Origin of the sequence: Pseudoalteromonas luteoviolacea (assembly GCF_021654285.1) — a bacterium.
GTDB classification, from domain to species: domain Bacteria; phylum Pseudomonadota; class Gammaproteobacteria; order Enterobacterales; family Alteromonadaceae; genus Pseudoalteromonas; species Pseudoalteromonas luteoviolacea_J.
On the sequence record NZ_JAKFZS010000003.1, the window covers coordinates 106623 to 128546 of the forward strand.

Here is a 21924-nt window from a genome sequence, read left to right on the forward strand (position 1 = left end):
TATTTACATTTAACTGTGCAGTATGTAGTGATCTTCTATCTGCGTAACAAGCGCTTGCATGTCCGCCTTGTTTTGTAAAATTGATAGATGATCTCCTGCTACTTCCAGTGCAGTAAGGTTCGTCACCACACGCTGCCACCCCATGTCTAACTTCACTGCTCGCCCCTCAAATTCTTTGGTGTCTGCCGCTTTGATGACTTTGACTTTCACAGCCAACAACGGCGTATCAATCACCAAATTCGACAGCAATTGGGCCTTATATACTTGATAAAATGTTGCTAATTGCTGTGCTGACATATGCACGTCAACGTGTGAGAGCCAATCTGACAAAAGCGCAAACTTTGCCATTCCAGCCATTTGACTATAGTGCTCAATTTCATTTTGTCGCGGCGAAAGACTGAAAAATTCACATAAGTCATGTAACACAAACTTGTCAATTTGCCGTTCATCAACAGACGTGCTGGGCTGACTAGGCAGCGGGGTATCTAAAATGGTCAACGAGGCACACGCCAATTCACTGTGCTGCGACAAAAGACACAGCTCATAACCAATGAATGCACCAAATGAATGTGTCACGACATGGACTTGTTCAAAATCGCCCTCCAGTGCTTGCAGGTAATGTTTCGCTGTCTGATGAATATCCCCTATCACATCAGGTTTGTCGGCAATTAAATCTGGTTGCAAACCATAAACAGGAATACGTGCATCAAGTCTATCCACCAGCTGCACAAATGAAATGAGCAAGCCACCTGCGCCCGCTATCAGCACCACAGGCGTGAAGCCCACTTCCCCTTGCTGCAAACACATCACGCTTGTCGGTGTATTCCCCTGATGAGGCTGCTTGGCACACTGGGTGTCAATAAAAGCCGCCAACGACCGCACTGTGCTATATTGCATCACGGCAGCTAAAGGCACTGTGATTGCTAATTGAGATTGGATCTCGGCCACTAACTGCATGACCAACAAGGAGTGACCACCGAGCACAAAAAAGTCATCGTCTAGCCCGACATGGTCAACTTTAAGCAGCTGAGAAAATCGCGCTGCAATGCCAATCTCAAGGCGACTTTGTGGCTTTGTCTTAGCGTGAGTTGGCACGCTGAGCCCTTTTGCACGGGCAACTAATGCTTTGCGGTCTAGCTTACCGCTACTGGTATGCGGCAGCGCATCGATTGAGGTGATAAGTTGCGGGACCATATAGCTTGGTAGCTGAGTGCTGAGTATCTCGCGCAGCGCTGATGTATCCACCTGTAGACGTGCCGATTCGAAAAACGCAACCAACTGCTCATTGCCACTGCTATCTTGGCGCACCACGACCGCGCAATTGCCAATGCCTTCAATGGCCATCAACTGACTTTCAATATCTGCAAGTTCAATACGATACCCTCGTACCTTTACTTGACCATCCCGGCGACCTAAAAAGATAACTTCGTTGCGTGCATTCACCTTCACCAAGTCACCGGTTTTATAAAGTCTCAAACCGGTATGAGGGTCAATGACAAATGCCTCAGCGGTTTTTTTCGTATCTCCTAAATAGCCCCTCGCAAGACCGACACCACTAATGTACAGCTCACCAGTCACATACTGAGGCAGCGGCCTAAGCTGTGCGTCTAAAACATGTAATTGCAATCCGTTGACAGGGCGACCTATGGCAATGTCTTCGTCTTGCCAATTCGTCACTTCTTGCAAGGTAGCTGAAATGGTGGTCTCAGTTGGCCCGTAAGCATTGATCAATCGTATCTGAGTACCTTGATTTTTTTGCCATGATTTGAGTGCCGCCAGCTGCATTTGCTCACCCCCTATGGTGATCAATCGCAACGATGGGCCAAAAGCTTGAGGCGCAGCACACAGTTGGTGCCAATAGGCTGTGGGCAAACTCATTAAGCTAATATCCGCATTGTGCGTTAACTCACTGAGCCTTGCAGTATCGAGCAGCTGAGACGGCTCAGCCATCACTAAAGTCGCGCCACTAAGCAAGGCGCAAAATACCTCTTCGGCAAATACATCAAAGCTAAAGCTGGCAAATTGCAGGTAGTTATCAGTGCGATTTATCTCATATTGCGCTGACAAGCTGCGCACATAATTAAGGATACTGCGCTGCTCCACCATCACCCCTTTTGGCACGCCAGTGGTGCCTGAGGTATAAATCACATAGCCCAGATCAGACCCTAAGCCTACTGATTTTAAAGCGTCGCCTAAATAGCAATCTAATTGCGCATTAACGTCATCAATTTGATAAGTGGGACATGGTGCAACTTGGTCTTGCCAAATCGCGCTATCCGTTAATACTAATGCGGCTTGGCACGATGCCACTATCAGCTGTTTTCTTTGCAGCGGCAGTGCCGATGTCATCGGCACATACGCCGCCCCCGCTTTTAATACCGCCAAAACGGCAATGATAAGATCAGGTCCTGGCTCAATAGCAATTCCAACAATCGGCTGCGAGTCACTGTGTCCCGCCTGCTCCACCAGCCAGTGGGCGAGTCGATTACTCTGCCCGTCCAGCTCTGCATAACTTAAACATGCACTGGGGCTGATATCCCCGTTATCAAAATAGACCAATGCGGTTTCACTGCTGTGTTCAAACGCTGTTTGCATAAATGCATCAGCGAGCGTCTCAGCTTTTAGCGTGTACTCGTCAACCGTATGTGCTTTATTGGCTAATTCAAAGCGGGTAAATTCGCTCTCAACTTGCCCATGTAAGGTGTGTGACAGTTCACACAGTTGCTGTGTAGGTTGCTCACAGACTTGTTCGAGCAACTGGGCCAACATTGCGACAAAATGCTGGCTCTGTGCTTCATTTAATACACTGGTTTGATAACACAGAGTCAAAGACAGTAGCTTATCTCCGCCTACTACAAAAGATAACGGATAGTGGGTCTGATCTTGATAGTCACTGCTGATGATTTCAAACGGCAGGCTCGGCCCTTGGGACAAAGGATCGGTCGGATAGTTCTCAAACACATACAGCACATCAAACAAATCCTGCTGATTGTCTATCTGGCTCCACGTTTGCACATCACTTAAGCTGCTATGCGGAAATTGACTCAGTGCAGTCACATTGGCTTTGAATCCCTGCAAATAGTCGGTGACACACATCTGCATATCAATCTGGGTATACACAGCTTGAGTGTTAATGTAAGGACCAACACGGCTGGCCATATTGCTAAGCGCAGCTGGCCGCCCCGCAACTGTTTGACCAAACATCACCTCACTGCGACCCACACAAACACTCAGCCAATAAGCGAAGACAGCTTGGATAAGTTGATTGGCAGTCAGCCCAAGCTCTGAGGCAGTTTGAGCCATCCCTTGGCACTGTGCTTCGCTCAGTACCTGATGGTATTCATGATATTGCACAGGCGCATTGATAGTGGTTTTGAGACAGTCACTGATCAACGTCGGTGAGTCGATATCGCTAAGATATGCTTGCCAAAACGCAGCTTCTTCCGCGCGGTCACGCTGTTGTGTATAAGCAATATACTCTGCAAAGTTATCTGAGCGTATCGCCGGAACTTGACCATCGGTGCGCGCAGCATAAAAGCGCAGCAGCTCACTGAATAATACCGGCAATGACCAGCCATCCATGATCATATGATGATAGGTCCAAATAAAGCCAACACACTGCTCGGACATTAACACCAATTGCAATCGCATACAGGGCGCTTGGTTCAGCACTATACCTTGCTGATACGCCTGCTGAGCTAACTGATCAAAACAGACCCCTTGCTCCTCCTGCCCTTGACTATCCACCAACTCAACAGGAACTTCTGCATGCTCTAACACCACCTGCACTGGCTGACCGTCAAGCGTTGTAAACGCACTGCGCAAAATACTGTGCTGCTTGATGACTTGTTGCCACGCGTAGATAAACGCCTCGCAATCAAAGTCGCCAGCAAACATAAAGCAACACTGCTCAAGGTAAGGGCTTGTTGCTTGGGCCTGCGCTTCTGCTAACTGAGTTTGAAACCACATCCCTTGTTGAAGTGGGCTGAGCGGGTAAATATCTGCGACAGCCTGCTCAGGGTATTGGGCGATGAGCTGAGCGAGTCCTCGATTAGAGCAGGTGGGCAGTAACTTAAAATCACTTAGCGTGTAATGACGCCTTGTTTGCTTTGAGCAATGAGTAAGTACCTCATCTATCGCGCTTTGTAATTGAGCGACAAACGCCTCAGCTGTGGCCTGAGAGATTTGCTTTGCATCAAAGTCACAGTGCATGCGCAAGCTCTCAGCTTGAATCGAAGATGTAAGCTGCATCGCATAAAAACAATGATTTTCTGGTGCTATCAAGTCCCCACAAGACTCATTCACATCACTTAGTGGACCCGCACTGTGGATCACGCTATCAAGTTGACCAAGGTAGTTAAAAAACACCAATTTGCTGGTGTCTATCGCCAATACCTCTCTCACCTTTGCATCTGAATGCAAGTAACGCAGCGTACCGTAATCACTGGCTTTGTCTTGCACCGCAGCCAGTGCCTCTTTGGCCGCGCAGATCATGTCTCCCACCGTGGTAGCATTTACAAAAAGATGCAGTGGATACATGGCGGTCATCCACCCCAGAGTCTCACTGCCATCTACTTGCCCCTGTAATGCCTCTCGACCATGCCCTTCCATCATCAACACATGAGATTGCGCATCAGTTAACTTAAACAATGTCAGATGCACTGCGGCCAACAATAAGGTTTGAATTTGCGTGCCATAAGCATTATTGGCAACTGTTAGTAAGGCTTGCGTCTGCGATGTGGTGAGTTTTAATTGCAGGCTGTGAACTGATGCCTGAGCGGCTGTTTGTTCATGTATGTCAAAATATGTTTGCTTACGAGCAGCTTGCACTGCTGGCAACCAATCATCCACCTTGGCATGATGTTGTGCATGATCTCGCAGCGCCTGCGACACTTGTTGAATACTGACTTTAGGTGGTATTAAAGAGATCGCGTCATCCGTAACACTCATTTGCAGGGCATGAAATAAGTCTTCCAATACAAGGCGCCAAGATACCCCATCGATGATCAGGTGGTGAGCAATGATACACAAGCGGTTTTTATCATTTTGCTTGCCCGTATTAGCCATGATAAAACGCACTAAAGGCGAGCCATTAAATTGCAAACTCCGCTGCCCTTGCTGACAGGTATTTTGCCACGCATCCTGCCAGCCATCTGACGCGCTCAGGTCACACGTATGGACAATGGCAGATGCATAAAGCCCATCAACAAAATGCAGTGTGTTGTTTTCAGCTACCGTCAACCTTAAACTATCATGTCGTGCGATAAGTGCTGTAACGGCTGCTTCTAATTGCCCTGCTGAGACATTCTTATCTAGCCCCAACATCACCGCTTGGTTCCAGTGCGTGGGCAATGCAAATTGCTGCTCAAAAAACCAGTGCTGTGTGGGTAATAGACTGGCTTTTCCACGACTTGGCATATAAGTCACTTGATTGCTCGAAGCGCTATCTGTGTTGAGAGAGGCCTGCGCGATATGTGTACTTAACTGGGCTACGCTTGAATAAGTCAACACATCAGAGACGGCTAAATCAAAGCCCAATGCCCGCGCCCGAGTAGCAATTTGTATACTTAAAATTGAATCCCCGCCCATGGCAAAAAAGTCATCATCAGGCTGTAAATCAGGCCGTTTCAATAACGTACGATAAACCTGTAATAACGCACGACTCGACTCTGTCAGCCCTTCTTCGGTATCTGCAGAACTGACCCTCGGCACGCTAACCTTGTGCTTTACTTGCATGTGCAGCGCTGGCTTATCCACCTTGCCATGGGGCGTCAGCGGCATCTCAGTCAGCAATACATACTTACTGGGTAGCATATGCGCTGGCAGAGCATCACAAAGTTGTACTTCTAACTGCTTAGAAAGTGTTTGCTCATCCAAAGCAGCAGTTTGGCAAATAAAGGCCACTAAACAGGCGCCCGCCTCACCTGAATCACACAGCAATACAATTGCTTGCTCTACTTCAGGTAGGACACGCAGTTGACTCTCAATTTCATCCAGCTCAATGCGATAACCGCGCAGTTTGATTTGGTCATCATTACGACCAATGTAAGCTAAACGCCCATTTGCAAGCTGTCTGACCAAATCCCCCGTGCGATATACCCGCATTGCGTCGCCTGTGGGTGCACGCCAGTTAATAAAGCGCTCATTGGTAAGCGCTGTGCGCCCCAAGTAGCCACTTGCCAAACTGGCGCCTGCAATGCAAAGCTCGCCGATCGCACCAATGGGTTGTAATTGTTGCTGCGCGTCTAAAATGAGTAGCTGGGTATTATCAATAGGCAGGCCAATATCTGGCGTTATTGCGCCCGACTCAACAATACCTGAGGTGGCAACCACGGCGCTTTCCGTCGGTCCATAATTATTAATGAGTGCAAATGGGTGCCCTGAAGTATCCACTGGCGCAAGCTTGTCACCGCCGACCAACAAGTAACGCAATGACTGCGGGGTAAACTCGCTGTCAGCTAAAACCGCCTGCGCAACCGGTGTGGCTAAAAAGCTATGGGTGACTTGGTGCGTGTGCATTGCTTGCGTCAATAGCCGTGCATCACTAAAGGTAGTTTTTGGTAAAAATACCAATTGCGCACCCGCCACCAAATAAGGCCACACTTCCCATGCCGCGGCATCAAATGCCACACTGGCAGTTTGTGTCGCTACAGAGTGGCTATCTACAGCAAAGGCGCGCTGATGCCACTGGCACAAATTCATTAATCCTTGGTGGGTATTCATCACCCCTTTTGGTTGACCTGTAGTCCCCGAGGTGTAGATCACATAAGCGAGCTGCGCGGAATTTGCAGGCAGCGACGGCAACGGCCTCCTTTGAGTAGACGTCACATCAAGGGCTTCTACATCAATCAGTTGAGCCGAGCCAGCTTCCTTATGATTAAACAGATCAGAGCCTAAAGAATTTGTTAGTACAAACTTACATTCACTATCTTTGGTAATAAAGTGGATCCGAGACTGTGGATAGCTGGGGTCAACTGGCACATAACATGCGCCAACTCGCATCACCGCAAGCAGTGCAGTGATCCACCGACTCCCTGAAGGTAGGCAGACCATAACTCGGTCGTCATTTTGTAGCCCTTGTTCAGTTAAATATACAGCAAACTGTTCGGCAGCTGATAGCAGCTCGCCATAAGTCATGCATGTGCCATCTATGTCGACAAGTGCCGTTCGATTGGCAGACTCGGTATTCTGGTGAGCCCAAATAGGCTGCAGTACGCTCGGCGAGCGCAGCGCATGTTGCTCACCGCATAATATCTGTTTTTGCCATGTTGCAGTTTTTACTAATGGTAGTTCAGTTACCCGCTGATCTAGGTTTGTCACCGCAGCTTTCACCATGGCCTCAAACGCGTCAGCCAATCCCGCGATTGCATGATGAGAAAATAGGGTTTTATCATAAACCCAATTGAGCCGTATGCCATCAGATTGCTCACTACAGGTTAAGTCGAGCTCAAACTTTGCCTGACTATTAGGCTCATCCAATGCAGTGACTTGTATATCGCCTAATGTCAACTCAGTGTGCTCTTTTGGGTCAAACGCAAAGCTGATTTGAAATAAGCTGTGATGGCTCAGGTCTGTTCGCGGCTCACAGAGCGCTGATATTTGCTCAAAAGGCATCCCTTGATGCTCATGTACAGCTAAGATCTGCGCTTTTTGCGCAGCCAATAAGGATTCGAGCGTCATCTCTGGTGTAAACTGAACGCGGATGGGGAGTACATTAACAAAAAAGCCAACAATGTCTTTGAGCTGAGCATGGTGACGCCCAGAAAATGGTGAACCTACCACCACATCAGATACTTGACTGCAACGGGCAATACACAAAGAGAACAACGTGTGTAGCCACATAAAATGGCTCATCCCTAAACGCTGGCATTGCAAAGTGATATGTTCAGACAAAGTGCTGTCAAAATGGCTAATGTATGTTGCACCGAGTTGCAGAGATTTATTGCTCCGCATCCCATCCAAAGCCAGCTCATGGACCTGAGGCGCCCCTGCCAAATAGCCTTGCCAAAATGCGTGATGTGTCGCGCCTTGCAACTGTGTTTTCTGCCATATTGCATAATCAAGATAGGTCACTTGTTTCGCAGCCTCACAGCCAAAATCCGCTGTAATGCCATCGCACGCGCGCTGATATGCCACAGTGAGGTCATCAACGATAAGCCTTAAAGAGTGCGCATCACAGGCAATATGGTGCACATTGATGCGTAACTTAAACTCTCTTTGTGATAACTTCAGTAAGTGCACTCTGATCATCAAGTCTCGCTCAAGGTCGAATGCCTGCTGGTCATCATCGCGCTGTAGTTTACGCCAAGTAAGGTCACTCTGCTGAGCAGACTTATCAGAGACATCCACCACCTGCAAAGGCACAGAAAAATCGGGGAGAACGCGCTGTTGCGGTGCGCCAGATTGTTCTATATATATCACAGTTCTTAAAATAGCGTGGCGCTGAATTACCTGCTGCCAAGAAGCTTTAAAAGCACTTAAATTCAATTCCCCTTTAAGTAAAAATGACATGGGAACGTGATAAACAGCGACAGCTTGCTCAGCGCTTTGAATGTTATCTAACGCCCACAACCGCTGCTGAGCAAACGACACAGGCCCCTGAGTTTGCTGTGTACACTGCAACGCTGGAACTACCGATGCCTCACTGACAGAGGCTTTATCAGCCAGCCGCTGCGCCAGCGCTTTAACACTGCTATATTGGAACAGTTCAAAAAGCACGGCATCTAAGCCAAAGTGTGCTTTTAAGTAATAACATAGCTCTACTGCAAGCAATGAATGCCCGCCCAGAGTAAAAAAGTCATCCTGCAAGCCAACTTCATGGGGGCATTGCAATACAGACTTGAACGCTTCTGCAACGTGTATTTCAACAGGTGTGGTAGGCGCTTCAAAAGGTGCTTTATCGTTATCTATTTCAATTAAAGATAACAATGCTTTTTTATCTACCTTGCCATTCACTGTCAGTGGCATCTTAGACACAGAGCGTGCAAAGCTCGGCAGCATAAAATCAGGTAGAGTGGCTTTTAAAAAGGTGTTTAGCTGGGCACTTAAATCAGTAAAAGCCGCATCATCACCTTCGGTAATAAATGCTGCAACGTAAGCGCCTTTAACTGGATGCTGGTTGAGTATCACTACCGCTTCATCAACCCAAGGGTGCATCCTGAGCTGATTTTCTATTTCACCCAACTCAATACGGTATCCGCGCACTTTAACTTGGTCGTCAATACGACCGATGTATGTCATTTCTCCATCCGGCAGCAGTCGCACTAAATCTCCTGAACGATATAGTCGTTCACTGTGCGTTTTTGCTAGATGCAGTTCAACAAAACGCTGCTGATTTAGCTTAGGGCGTTGCCAATAGCCCCGTGCGACACCTTCACCGCCGACATATAACTCGCCAATGGCACCTTGCGGCAGCAGGCGCTGATGACTGTCTAGCACATAGCTGGACGTGGTATGGATGGGTTTACCTATGTTGCTTTGACCAAGGGCGAGGTCGTCATCGCTAAGGCGCTTAAAGGTGACATGCACCGTGGTTTCTGTGATCCCATACATATTGATCAACTGACATGTCGGTACCAGTTTTCGCCATGGTTTGATTTTGCTCGGTTGCAGCGCTTCGCCACCAAAAATAACATATCGAATGGCTGGCTGTTGATGGGTTTCTTCCACCAGCCGCTGCATACAGCTTTGCAGCACATAAAACGCACTGGGCGTTTGGTTTAATACTGTCACGCCTTCGCGAAGTAGTAGCTTAGCAAACGACTCGGTATCTTTTGCCGTATGGCTATCAACCACTACGAGCTTGCCGCCAAACAAGAGTGCGCCGTACATTTCCCAGACCGAAAAATCAAAGCAGAACGAGTGAAATAGGCTCCACACATCTTGTTCATTAAAATCAAATAGGTTCGGCTCAGTAAACAGCAAACGTACGACATGGCGATGCTCTATTTGCACCCCTTTGGGCTTGCCTGTGGTACCTGAGGTATAGATCATATAGGCAAGGTGATCCGGCTGTATCTTTGGCACAACAAATTGTCGGCCACTGTGCGCGTCAATTGCTCTATCTGCGACAATGCACCGCACTGCAAGCTGAGAAAACAAGGCTACACTTTGCTCATCACACACCAACAAATCACTGTTGATATCCGCTACAATGTATTCAATTCGCTCTTGTGGGTAACTTGGGTCGATAGGGACATAAGCACCGCCTGCTTTTAGAATCGCCAGTAATGCGACCACCATGTCGGTACTGCGCGTCATGCTCACAGGTACCAACTGCTGAGGTTTGACACCTTCAGCAATTAACGCACAGGCAAGGGCATCAATGCGCACTCCAAGCTGGGTATACGTAAGCGAAGATGTGCCATTAGTCACCGCAGTGCGCGAGCCAACATTGATGACCTGCTGTTCAAATAACGAGACAATGCTGTGTTGCTCTGGCCAACTCGCTTGGCACTGCGGCTGAGATAGCAGTTGATTGGCATGTGACTTATCCAATAAGGGCACATCCCCCACTGCCATAGTCGGGTGATTGACTATGCCTTCGAGCATCACTGCAAAACTGCCTGCCCAATTTTTAATCGTTTCCCTGTGGTAAAGATCACTGTCATACTTCCAGTGAACCACCAAAGCCTCACCATCAAACTGGGCATGTAGTTCTAGGTCACACTTAACCGCAACGCTCTGATTATCTAATGCTTTACACTCTTCCACCTCAAGCCCATTTAGCGTCAACGTTTGTTCATCCGGTTGGGTTAAGGAAAATAAGATTTGTACTACAGGATGATGGCTTAAATCTCGCGTCTGGCCTAAGTGTTCAACCAATTTATCAAAAGGCAATGCACGATATTCCAGCGCCGCTAAATTACGCGCTTTTTGCGCTGCAAACCATTGCTCACAAGAAAGCTGTTCATCGACTTCAGCATGCATCACTAAGGTGTTCACGAACAAACCTATCAAGTGTTCCAATTGCGGGTTATCACGCCCAAGTACTGGTGTGCCAATTACCACCCGAGATTGCTGGTTCAAACGTGCAATGAACAGCATGACACTGCTACTTAGCCACATAAAAAGTGAGCTTTGCTGCGCAGAAGATAAAGAAGCTATGCGCTTAGTGAGATCACGAGACAGGGATTGCACATAGCGCGCCCCCTGCTCTGTTTGCACGGCCATTCTTGGCCAATCACTCGGCAATGATTGCAGTGGATCCAGGCCCGCTAATTGCGATTTAAAATACGCCAGGTGGGCCGCGAGGTTCTCATCACACAGTTGTGCTCGCTGCCACGCCGCATAGTCAACATACTGTAGTGCTAAAGTCGGCAATTGTGCCTGTGTCTTGCTCAGATCGGCGTTGTAAATGGTCGCTACTTCATCCACTAAATTCGCCATAGATGCACCATCTGAGACGATATGGTGCATATTAAAAAATAACCGGTGCTGATGCGTATCAGACAGCACTAAAACACGGATTAAACAGCCGCTTTCAAGGTTAAATTCTCGTGTGCAAAAATGCTTAATATGGCTGTCGATTTGCTCGGCTTTCTCATCAATTGATAACTGGCTGACATCAAGCCACTCAAACGGTGTTTCAAAGTCTCGCATGATGCGTGCATAGGGCTTACCATTTGACTCATCCCCAGCAAGAAACTGGCAGCGCAAACTTTCATGACGCTCAATCACTTGTCCAATGGCATATTTCAAGGCATCAACATCAAGCTCTCCAGTTAAACGAAACGAGGCTGGCATGTAATACTGCTGGCCACCATGCAGCTGCTCAATAAACCACAAACTCTCTTGTGCAAAACTCAGCGGGAGCTGTTCGGTACGCGCTATTGGACGAATAGTCCCATCGTGCGCTAACACTGTGTGGGTTCGCTGTTGTTGAAAATAGCTTACTAAGTCTGCTTTATTGGCGATGACCTTGCTTTTAAGTGCTTCAGGAAAAGCACCTTTTTGACGAAATGCCAAGCGGCCGTCTTTTTCGTATAACGTGACCCCTGCATCTAGCGCCTCAGCGATCAGCGATTCAAGTTCTAGTGTCTGACTCGTTATCACAGGAACATCTCCTCTGATGAATCACTATCACTAAGTTGCGCTTGTTCATAAGCAGTGTGGATCCGGATCCACTTCACCAATGCGGTTATAGTGGGTCGTTCAAACAACACGCGCATCGGCACAGCGATATTCAACTGCTCTTGAATTAATCCAGCACATTGAATTGCCAGCAAAGAGTGCCCGCCCAGAGTAAAGAAATTATCTGTGATCCCAAACTCATCTACTGCCAGCACAGTAGCAAAAATTTGATGCAGCGCTTTTTCAAGCTCAGAGCTTGGCACAACCACCTCAGTCTTGCTTTGACACTGCTGTGCCCAGCTTTTCAAGGAATGAGTATCTAGCTTGCCATTATTAGTCAAAGGCAAATGCGTCACTTGAATAAAGCGATGCGGCAACATATAAGTTGGTAACTGTAATGCAAGCTGCTCACAATATTGGATGCCACGTATCTCATCGACTAACTGGGGCAATGACACTGTTTGGCCGTCATTTTCGAGCACAACAAATGCCTCGATATTGTCTCCCTTCTCGTTCAACAACACCTGAGCTTCTTTAATCTCTGCTTGTTGCACTAAATAGTGCGCAATTTCGTCCAGTTCGATACGATACCCGCGCAATTTCACTTGTTGGTCAATGCGCCCAGCAAACCTTAATTGCATGGCATTTGACGCTTCATCGAATTGCCACTTTGCTTTATCACCGGTGCGATAAAAACTTACCGCTTGCGCTGTTGACTGTAATGACAGGGTGATAAATTTCTCATCGGTCAGTTCAGACTTGCCTAAATAGCCAGCACTGATGGCGTCGCCAGACACATACAGCTCGCCCAATACGCCATTTGGCACAAATTGCTGTAGCTCATCTAGCACCACACAATGACTGTATGGCATCGCTTGACCAATTGGCACATCATTCTGACCGCTTGCAATAAGCTGCTCAATCGTTTGACTGTCACAGCGGTAAATACTGGTGCCGACTGTCGCCTCAGTTGGTCCATATTCATTGACCCACTGAGTATTCGGTAAAAACACATCCAGCGCTTTTAGCAACTGGCATGACAACGCTTCTCCGCCGATAACCACACAATGCCGCCCGCTAAATTGGCGGGTCAAAGACAACTGGTTAGCCACTTCCAATGCGCCTTTAAGGTGTGCCGGGGTTACTTTTAACAAGTAGGAATCATGACTAAACAAGCGCTTCGCTAGTTCAGCTAACAAGGTGTCATTGTCATCGATGAGTTCGATACCTAACCCTGCCAGCAAGCCGCCCCACAAGGTGGTGACTGTGGCATCGAACGCAACGGGGGTGCTTACTATCGCGCGTGAAAGGGTACTGTTGGTATACTCTCTAATGGCAAATGACACATAATGGTGCAAATTTTGGTGGCTGATTTGCACACCCTTGGGTTGCCCCGTGGTCCCAGAGGTATAAATGACATAGGCCAAGGCATCAACATGAGGTTTAGGCAGCAAGCTTTGATCAAACGATTCTGGCCAGTTCGCCGAGTCTTTGATTGAAAACAAAGTCAGCGGCGACTGCGCAATCGAGTCTGATAAATTTGCCAGTCCGCGTATCAAATCATCACTGCTGATCACACCCGCAGCCCCACTGTCTTGCAAAATATATTGAATGCGTGCGGCGGGCAATTTAGGGTCAATTGGTACATAGGCACACCCAGCACGTAATACGGCAAGCAATGCAACCACCATATCCGCACTCGGCGATAAGCACACCGCCAACTTATCATCAGCATTTACGCCATTTGCCAATAAGTGACTTGCCAGAGATCCCGCTCGTTGCCACAGCGCTTCATAACTCAACGAGCGCCCCTCTGCATCAGTGACAGCCACCTTATCCCTGTGCATATACACCACGTTTTCAAAACGCTCATGTAAACACACGGGCGTATCATGCTCACAGATATGGCCTGCAGCTTTAGCTAGTACTCGTTGCTGCTCAGGGGATAGCATTGCCAAGCGACTAATCGGCCAATCAGGACCGTTTAAAGCGGCATTAATCAAAACATTGAACGCTTCTGCCATGGCCGCTATGGTGCTTTGTTTAAACAGCGCGCTGCTAAAGCGCCACTCTAATTCAATTTCCGACCCTTGCTCTATGGCATTGACCTCTAAATCAAACTTGAGGTTAAGTGACTCTAAAGGCGTCTCTTCAATGTGCAGATCAGGTAAGGCAATATCAACAACTTCATTGTTTTGTAGCGCAAATAAAATCTGAAATAATGGCTGGTGGCTTAAGCTGCGTTCAGGGCTCAAGACTTCAACCACCTGCTCAAATGGCAGCGTTTGGTGTTTAAACGCATCTAAAATCACGGCTTTTTGCTGAGCAAGATACTGATTAAACGTGAGGTGCTTCTCAGCCTGAGCTCGGATCACCACCGTATTTACAAAAAAGCCAATTAACTCATTAAGTTGTTTTTGAGTTCGCCCCGCAACTGGCGAGCCAATCGCGACATCATTTACGCCACTCATGCGCATCATCAACAGCGAAAACGCACTGTGTAACCACATAAATAAGGTCACAGACTCAGTCTGACACTGGTTTTTTATCGCTGCGGTGGTCGCCTCATTGAGTTTCATTTTGAATTGCTTCGCTGCCAACGCTTGCACTTTGGGCCGTGCAAAATCCAGTGGTAATTGATGAATTGGCGGGCTGCCAGCAAGTTGCTGGCGCCAGTAATCAATTGCAACTTGCTGCTTGTCTGGTGTGAAATGTGCCCTTTGCCAATGCGCAAAGTCCGCATATTGCACCGCCAATGGCTGACTCAGCGCATGAGGGAGTTGGTAATCTACTTCCCCTTTATGATGGCGATAAAATGCGATAATTTCTTTGACTAAAATGGCCATTGACCAACCATCACTGGCAATGTGATGCATATTGAAATGCACCCAATAGCACTGCAATTCGCGTTTTATCACAGTAACGCGCAGCATCACATCTTGACTCAAATCGAAGGCTTTTTGACAAAACTGCGCCTTTAGCTGAGCTTCTCTATGACACTTGTCGCTTTCATCTAACATCGAAATGTCTTCATAGATCAGCGGCACTTCTACCTGATCTTTGATCAGCTGCTCAGGTGACTCATTACTTGCCCCAGGCAATATGACGCTTCGCAGCACTTCGTGTCGTGTAATAATGCTCTCGAGTGCAGCATTAAATGCAAAAAGGTCAAGCTCTCCAGTAAGGACAAAGCTGGCAGGCATGTGATATTGGCTGCTGCCATTTTGTAGCTGGTCTATAAGCCACAAACGCTGCTGCGAGAACGACAACGGTAACGAATGAGTGCGCGCAACCACTGGGATTTCATCGCCTGCCGCTAACCGCTCAAAGCTCGGTAGTGCATCAGCCAAGGCCTGTACACTCGGGGTTTTAAATAATTGCGGTAGAGTAATATCAACTTGCATTTGTTGACGAATTTGGCTGATAAGCTTGATCGCCAATAAAGAGTGGCCACCTAGCTCGAAAAAGCTGTCCTCTAGACCAATATTTGCTGTTGGCAATATCGCTTGATACAACGCCATCAGCGTTTTTTGCTGCGCTGTTAACTGGGTATGCTGAGCGACCACATTGCTTTGAACTGTATCTTCTTTTGTCGCTTCATAGCCTGCAACTAAGGCCACTTTATCCACTTTGCCGTTGGCAGTTAAAGGCATTACAGCCACAGTATGAAACGCCGCAGGGATCATATAGCTTGGCAACACCTCAGAGAGTTGCTGGCGCAATTGACGCGCAGACAATTTAGATTCAGTTTGCCATAGCACATGTGCTATCAGAGTTTGCGCATTGTCATCTACTGTCAGCGCGCAATCAACAATGCCCTGTATCGCCAAAATAAATTGCGATACAGCGTCTAAATCAACACGGTAACCACGCAGTTTGACTTGCTCATCTGTGCGCCCCAAGTAACGAAGGTACTTGGGTGCACCGTGCGCGTCGAGCTGCCATTTCACCACATCACCGGAGCGATAAACAGACTGCATATGGTTTGAAGTGATGTTTCGCAATGTGAATTTTTTCGCTGTTAACTCTGCTTGATTAACATACCCTTGACTCACCATACTTCCCGCTATCAAGAGCTCACCGGCCATATTCCGTGCTACTGGTTGGTCAAATTCATCGACAACGAGTAAGGTGGCTCCCTCAATCGCAGAGCCAATGGGTACATCTGGCGCACTTGCCAGTTCCGCCTGTGACATGCTTGTCGGAATATCAAAAACACTGACACCCACAGTACTTTCAGTCGGGCCATACTCATTCACGATATGACAATTAGGCAGCTTCTCTCTGAATTTAATCACCAGATCAGACTGAAGCGCTTCTCCACCAACAATTAATCGGTGCAGGGTTTCACAAATTGGCTTGTCGTCCGTCAGAGATAAAACCGCACGTAAATGGGCGGGGGTTAATTTAAATAACGAGGCTTGTTTTGCCCACAGCTTATCGATTAATTCAGGGATGAGCGACACACCCTGCGGCAAAATAGTCAGTGAGCCCCCGCTCATTAATGTCGGCACAATCGCCGTTACTGTGGCATCAAATGCCGCAGGCGTACTCATCACACTGTGCTGCGGCTCTGGCATCATATAACTGCTCATGGCATGGTGAAGATAGCCTTGCAAATTACTGTGATTAATGGGCACCCCTTTAGGTTGGCCCGTTGAACCTGAGGTATAAATGATATAGCAATCTCTTGCGGACAGTGGTAACTCACAAGTAGGCAAGTCATTAATGTCTGGTGCTGTATCTGGGTATGAAGACAGTATTGAGTCTTCGCTAAGCGCATCATCGAGCAGCAAAAAGTCACTGCCTGCTTCTATCAGTTTGTCCGCGCTCTCACTGAATGCCAGTGTCAACATCACCTCCGCATCCAAGATGACATGCTCGAGTGTTTTAACTGGTGTGTCATGGTGCAAAGGCACATAAACATGCTCTGCTTTTAGCACCCCTAACATAGCAATCACGGTCAATGGCCCTTCTGGCAACAATAGCGCAATACGTGCTTGAGGTTCGAAGGCCATTTCCAGCAAGCAATGCGCCAGCTGATTCGTAATGCGGTCAACCTCTTCATAGCACCAGCTTTGCGCTGCAAAACTCAACGCCGTTCGCTGGGGGGACTTGTGTGCAACTTGGCTAAATTGCGTCGCCCATGAAGTCACCTCCGAATTAACCACTTCGATTGACTGACTTGCACGAATAAAAGCCTGCGAAACAGCAGGACGCCACAGGGTTAACTGAGACAAAGCTATACCTGGGTTATCGAGGCATTGCTCCAATACCCACAGATATTGCGCATGAAAGTCTGCCATACTCTGCAGATCCCAAAGTGCAGTATCAAAGAGCCATTCAATGCAACATGTCTTGGCATCATCGATGACACATACTTCCAGATCAAGCTTGGCACTGCGTGCCGTTTGCGGTATCAGTTGCACCTCTAAATCTTGAAGCTGTAGGGTTTCGTTGACTTCGGTGTTCACCCTAAATACGACCTGTGCCAACGGGTGTATCGCCAAGTTACGTGGCACGTCAAGTGCCTCTACCAACACATCAAATGGCACCACTTGATGGGCTTGTGCTGCCAAAAACTGCGCCTGACTGTCCTGTAGCGCCTCGTTAAACTGTGTACCTGTGGCAAATTTATCTCTCAAGACCAAGGTATTAATAAAATTGCCAATTACGGACTCAAAAGCCTGCATTTCGCGCCCTGATACCGGCGTGGCAATCACGATATCTCGTTGCTGCTGTGCACGGCTCATCCACATACTAAACGCCGTTTTTAGCAGTTGAAAGCGCGTGCATCCATGGTGCTGGCAAAATACATGCATCGCATCTCTAAGCGAGTTCGGCAGCTCAAAGCAAGCAAGCTCCCCGCCTTGAACCGCTTCATTGGATCTAGCTCTGTCTGTGGGCAACGCATGCACTTGTGGTATCTCTGCCAGCGCTTCACGCCAGTAGTCTAGGCTTGCTTGCCAATTTTCAGTGTCAGATACTCTGCGCTGCCAATCGATGAAGTCTAAATAGGTAAACTGCGGTGTTTCAATGGCATAATTTTGCTGCTCACTCGCTTGATACGCACGACTTAATGCATCGGCTAAGACTGCAATTGACCACCCATCTGAAATAATGTGATGCATGGTGATAAGCAGCATATGACTGGTTTGAGTGCATTTTACAAGTGTGGCTCTGAGCATCAGATCTGTACTTAAATCAAAACCACGCTTGGTATCCGCCGTCACAATATCATCAATAAGACGCTGTTGATGACTGCCTTCATACGCTGATAAATCATCGTAATTCAATGCAAAAACCTTGTCCGCATTGTCTTTTTGATAAGCCGTGCCCTGCGTATCTTGATGGAAGGTAAAACGCAGCATGGGGTGAGCTTGGAGCACAGAACAAAATGCTCGCTCTAAGCGCTCGCAATTCAACTCGCCCGTTATGTGATACGCACCTTGCAAATGATATTGCTCACTGTGCCCTTGCATCTGGTCTATAAACCAAATTCGCTGCTGAGCAAAAGACAGCGGGTAGCTATCCTGCTTTGCAATTGACCTCACAGGAAGCTGTTCAATCTGCGCATCCTGAGACTCTATACACAATGCCAATTCCGCTATGCTGGGGTTCGCAAAAATATGCTTTAAACTCAGAGAAACGCCACATTGCACCTTAACCTCATTGAGTAGACGCATGGCTAATAATGAGTGTCCGCCAATAGCAAAAAAGCTGTGATCAATGCCAATGCCCGAACAGCCTGTTAAAGTCGCAAACATATCCAAGAGCTGATGATGAAGTGCCGTTTGCGGTGCACGCGTTGCATCTGATATTTCTATGCTCAGCGATGCAAGGACCCTGCGGTCTATTTTTCCATTATTCAGCTTGGGCAGGGAGGCTTGTTTGATCAAATATGCGGGGATCATATGCGCAGGTAATTGCTGTTTTAACTGCTGTCGAATTGCAGATTCACACTGCGTCAGTTCAATGCGTTTATCATCTGGCACAAAGTAGCCCACCAGCATGTTTTGTTGTGCAACTTGGCGGCAGATCACCGCGACTTCTTGCACTTTCTCCAGCGTTTGTAGCTTGCTTTCAACTTCAGCAATATCAACTCTAAAGCCATTGATTTTAAGTTGCTTATCCAGCCTGCCTAAAAACTCGACTTGGCCGTCAAAATTACATTTAACTTGGTCGCCAGTACGATAATAACGGGCTGAATCGCCATCACCGACTTTAAGCGATACAAAAGCGTCTTCAGTCACTTTTGCGGCATTAATATAGCCATTTGCAAGACTCTCACCGCCAATGTAAAGCTCTCCGGGTACACCCGCACACACGGGTTGTTGCTGCGCATCTAATATCGCGAATCTAATATGATTAAATGGCGCACCGATAGGGATTGACTCCAAATCATGCTCAGTTGGGATCTCAAAGGTACACACTCCGATACACGCCTCAGTTGGCCCATAGTGATTAAACAATCGTGCATCAGAGTTTAAGTCTCGAAGCTGCTGCACTAAGGTCAAACTAAGCGCCTCACCACCGAGTATCCACTGCTCCACATGTAAAGTGGATTGCTGCAACCAAGGCAATAACACGTGTGCAAAAGAAGGGGTGAGCTTTATCAGGTTTACGTCGTGCTGATGACATGCTTTCACAAGCAATTCAGGTTCCGTGCTATCGCATAGCAGTACAGAGCCAGCCCCCATTAGCACTGGAAATATCCCTGTAAGCCCTAAATCAGTCGCAAGCCCTGTGACGACCGCTGAACATGTCTCTGGAGTGAATGTCACACGCTCAGATACGCCCGCGACATACCTTGCCAGGGCATGGTGCGATACCACCGCACCTTTTGGTTTACCTGTACTGCCAGAGGTAAACATTACATAAGCAATGTCTTCACCTAATGGCATATTGGGCAAGCTTTGCTGTACACTTTGCGCATATAGACGGCTTATATCGAGCACATCTATACCACCCTCTTGCAGCTTTTCTATCTGTGCCAAGTGCTCACTCGCACATAACACACGCTGACTACCTGCTTGTGACATGATTTCCGAGATACGCTCCACTGGCGTCGCTGCATCGATAGGCAAATACGCGATGCCCGCGCGCATCGCGCCAAGCATCCAAATTAAGCTTTGAATATCACGCCGAACTAATAACGTGATCGGTGATGATGCAGGCTGATGCAGTGCATATAGGCGCAGAGCCACGCCTTCTAATTGCGTGATTAACGCATCATAGCTCATCACCGAAGCGGCTTGCCCACTCTCTGCGTTTTCCTGGATCAACGCTGTACGCTCTGGATGGCGCTGAGCGCTGTGATAAAGCCCCTCAATGACACTCACTGGTGCAGCACTCGGCTGTGCAGCTCCCAATATCGGTAGCGAAGAAGGCAGTGAAATTTGACCGATAACTTGCTCTGTAGAGCGACAGGCCATATCAATCAAGGCTGTATAATCGTCTGTAAATTGCTGCACAAATCGGGCATCAAACAGCTGCTTTGCATAATCTAGGCTCAGCTGTATGCCATCATGATCATCTGTGATACTCAAGGTCAGATCGTACTTGGCAGTGTGATTGTCCAAATCAAAAAGCTCAGCACTGAGCTCATCATTACACACGACTCTCTGTGCTATGCCATTGTAGTTAAACAATATTTGGAACAGCGCCGAATGCGCGGTGGATTTTGCCAAATCTAATGCATCTATGATCTCTTCCACTGCAACACTTTGGTGTTCAAGACCGGCTTTTACTAATTGGTGAGTTTGGGTCAAAATTTGCTCTAACGACTGCTGACCATGCAATCGTGCTCGCATCGGCAGCGTATTAATAAAGCAGCCGACTACCTGTTCAAATTCAGCTTGAGTGCGATTTAAAACCGGCACACCTAGGGTAATATCTTCAGCTTGCCCATAGCGATGTAAAAGGGCATAAAATACCCCTAAATAGCCTGCAAATGGGGTAACACCTAACTGTTGGCACAATGCAGAAAAGCGCTGCGCCAGAGACTGTGAAATAGACGCCTCTAGTTTGGCACCTTGATATTGCTTGTGTGCTTCACGTGGCACACTGGTCGGCAACTCAAAAACTGATAGGTCTGCCAGTTGTTGCTGCCAGTAACTCAACTGCTGTTGATACGCACTGCTTTGCTGGTATTTGTTTTCCCAGTGCACAAAGTCCAAATATTGAAGCGTTTTTTGTGCTTCAGCTTGTCCCGCTAGTTCATCAATCAGTGACTGCGTAAACAGTCGAATTGACCAGCCGTCGGCGACAATATGGTGCATACACACATATAGCCATTGACCTTGCTCCTGCGCCACCAACAAGCGCGCTCTTACTAATAGCTCTGACTCTAAATCAAATTGATAAGATAACTCATCCTGTACCTTCTTCGCGGCAGCTTCACTGTCAATATCGCCTGCCACAGATTGCACTTGTAAGGTCAGTTTTACATCACGATTAACACTCTGGACAACCTCGCCATCTTGCTGCTTGAATTGACTGCGCAGTACATCATAACGCTGTAACACCGCATTTAATGCGCTTTCTATTTGTGCCGCGTTATATGCTTTAGATAGGCGTAACAATCCCGCCATGTTGTACGCATTGAGCTGTGTTTCGTATTGCTCGATAAACCAAATACGCTGCTGCGCGCGCGACAGCTTACCCACCTTTTGATGATGTCGCTGCATATATGCAATGAGTGCTTGCTTATGCTCCCTTATCAGCGCTAACTTTTGCGGCGGTATTTCACTTTGCCGGCTTCTGAGCTTTAAACGCCCATCTTGAACATAGATATAGATCCCTTGGCCATCTAACTCGGCCAATAAAGTTTCAATCGCTGAATTTTCCATT

At 47.7% G+C, this 21924-nt stretch carries 2 protein-coding genes; both read right to left on the minus strand.

What is annotated here, in order from left to right; translation table 11 throughout:
• Positions 1–9: 9 nt before the first annotated feature.
• Positions 10–12054, minus strand: coding sequence for a non-ribosomal peptide synthetase (locus L1077_RS03370; RefSeq protein WP_237135596.1), 12045 nt, complete (start codon positions 12052–12054; stop codon positions 10–12).
• Entirely contained in the window at positions 12051–21923 is a 9873-nt protein-coding gene (locus tag L1077_RS03375) for a non-ribosomal peptide synthetase (protein WP_237135597.1), read from the minus strand. Before L1077_RS03375 ends, L1077_RS03370 begins: the two co-directional genes overlap by 4 nt.
• Position 21924 lies beyond the last annotated feature (1 nt).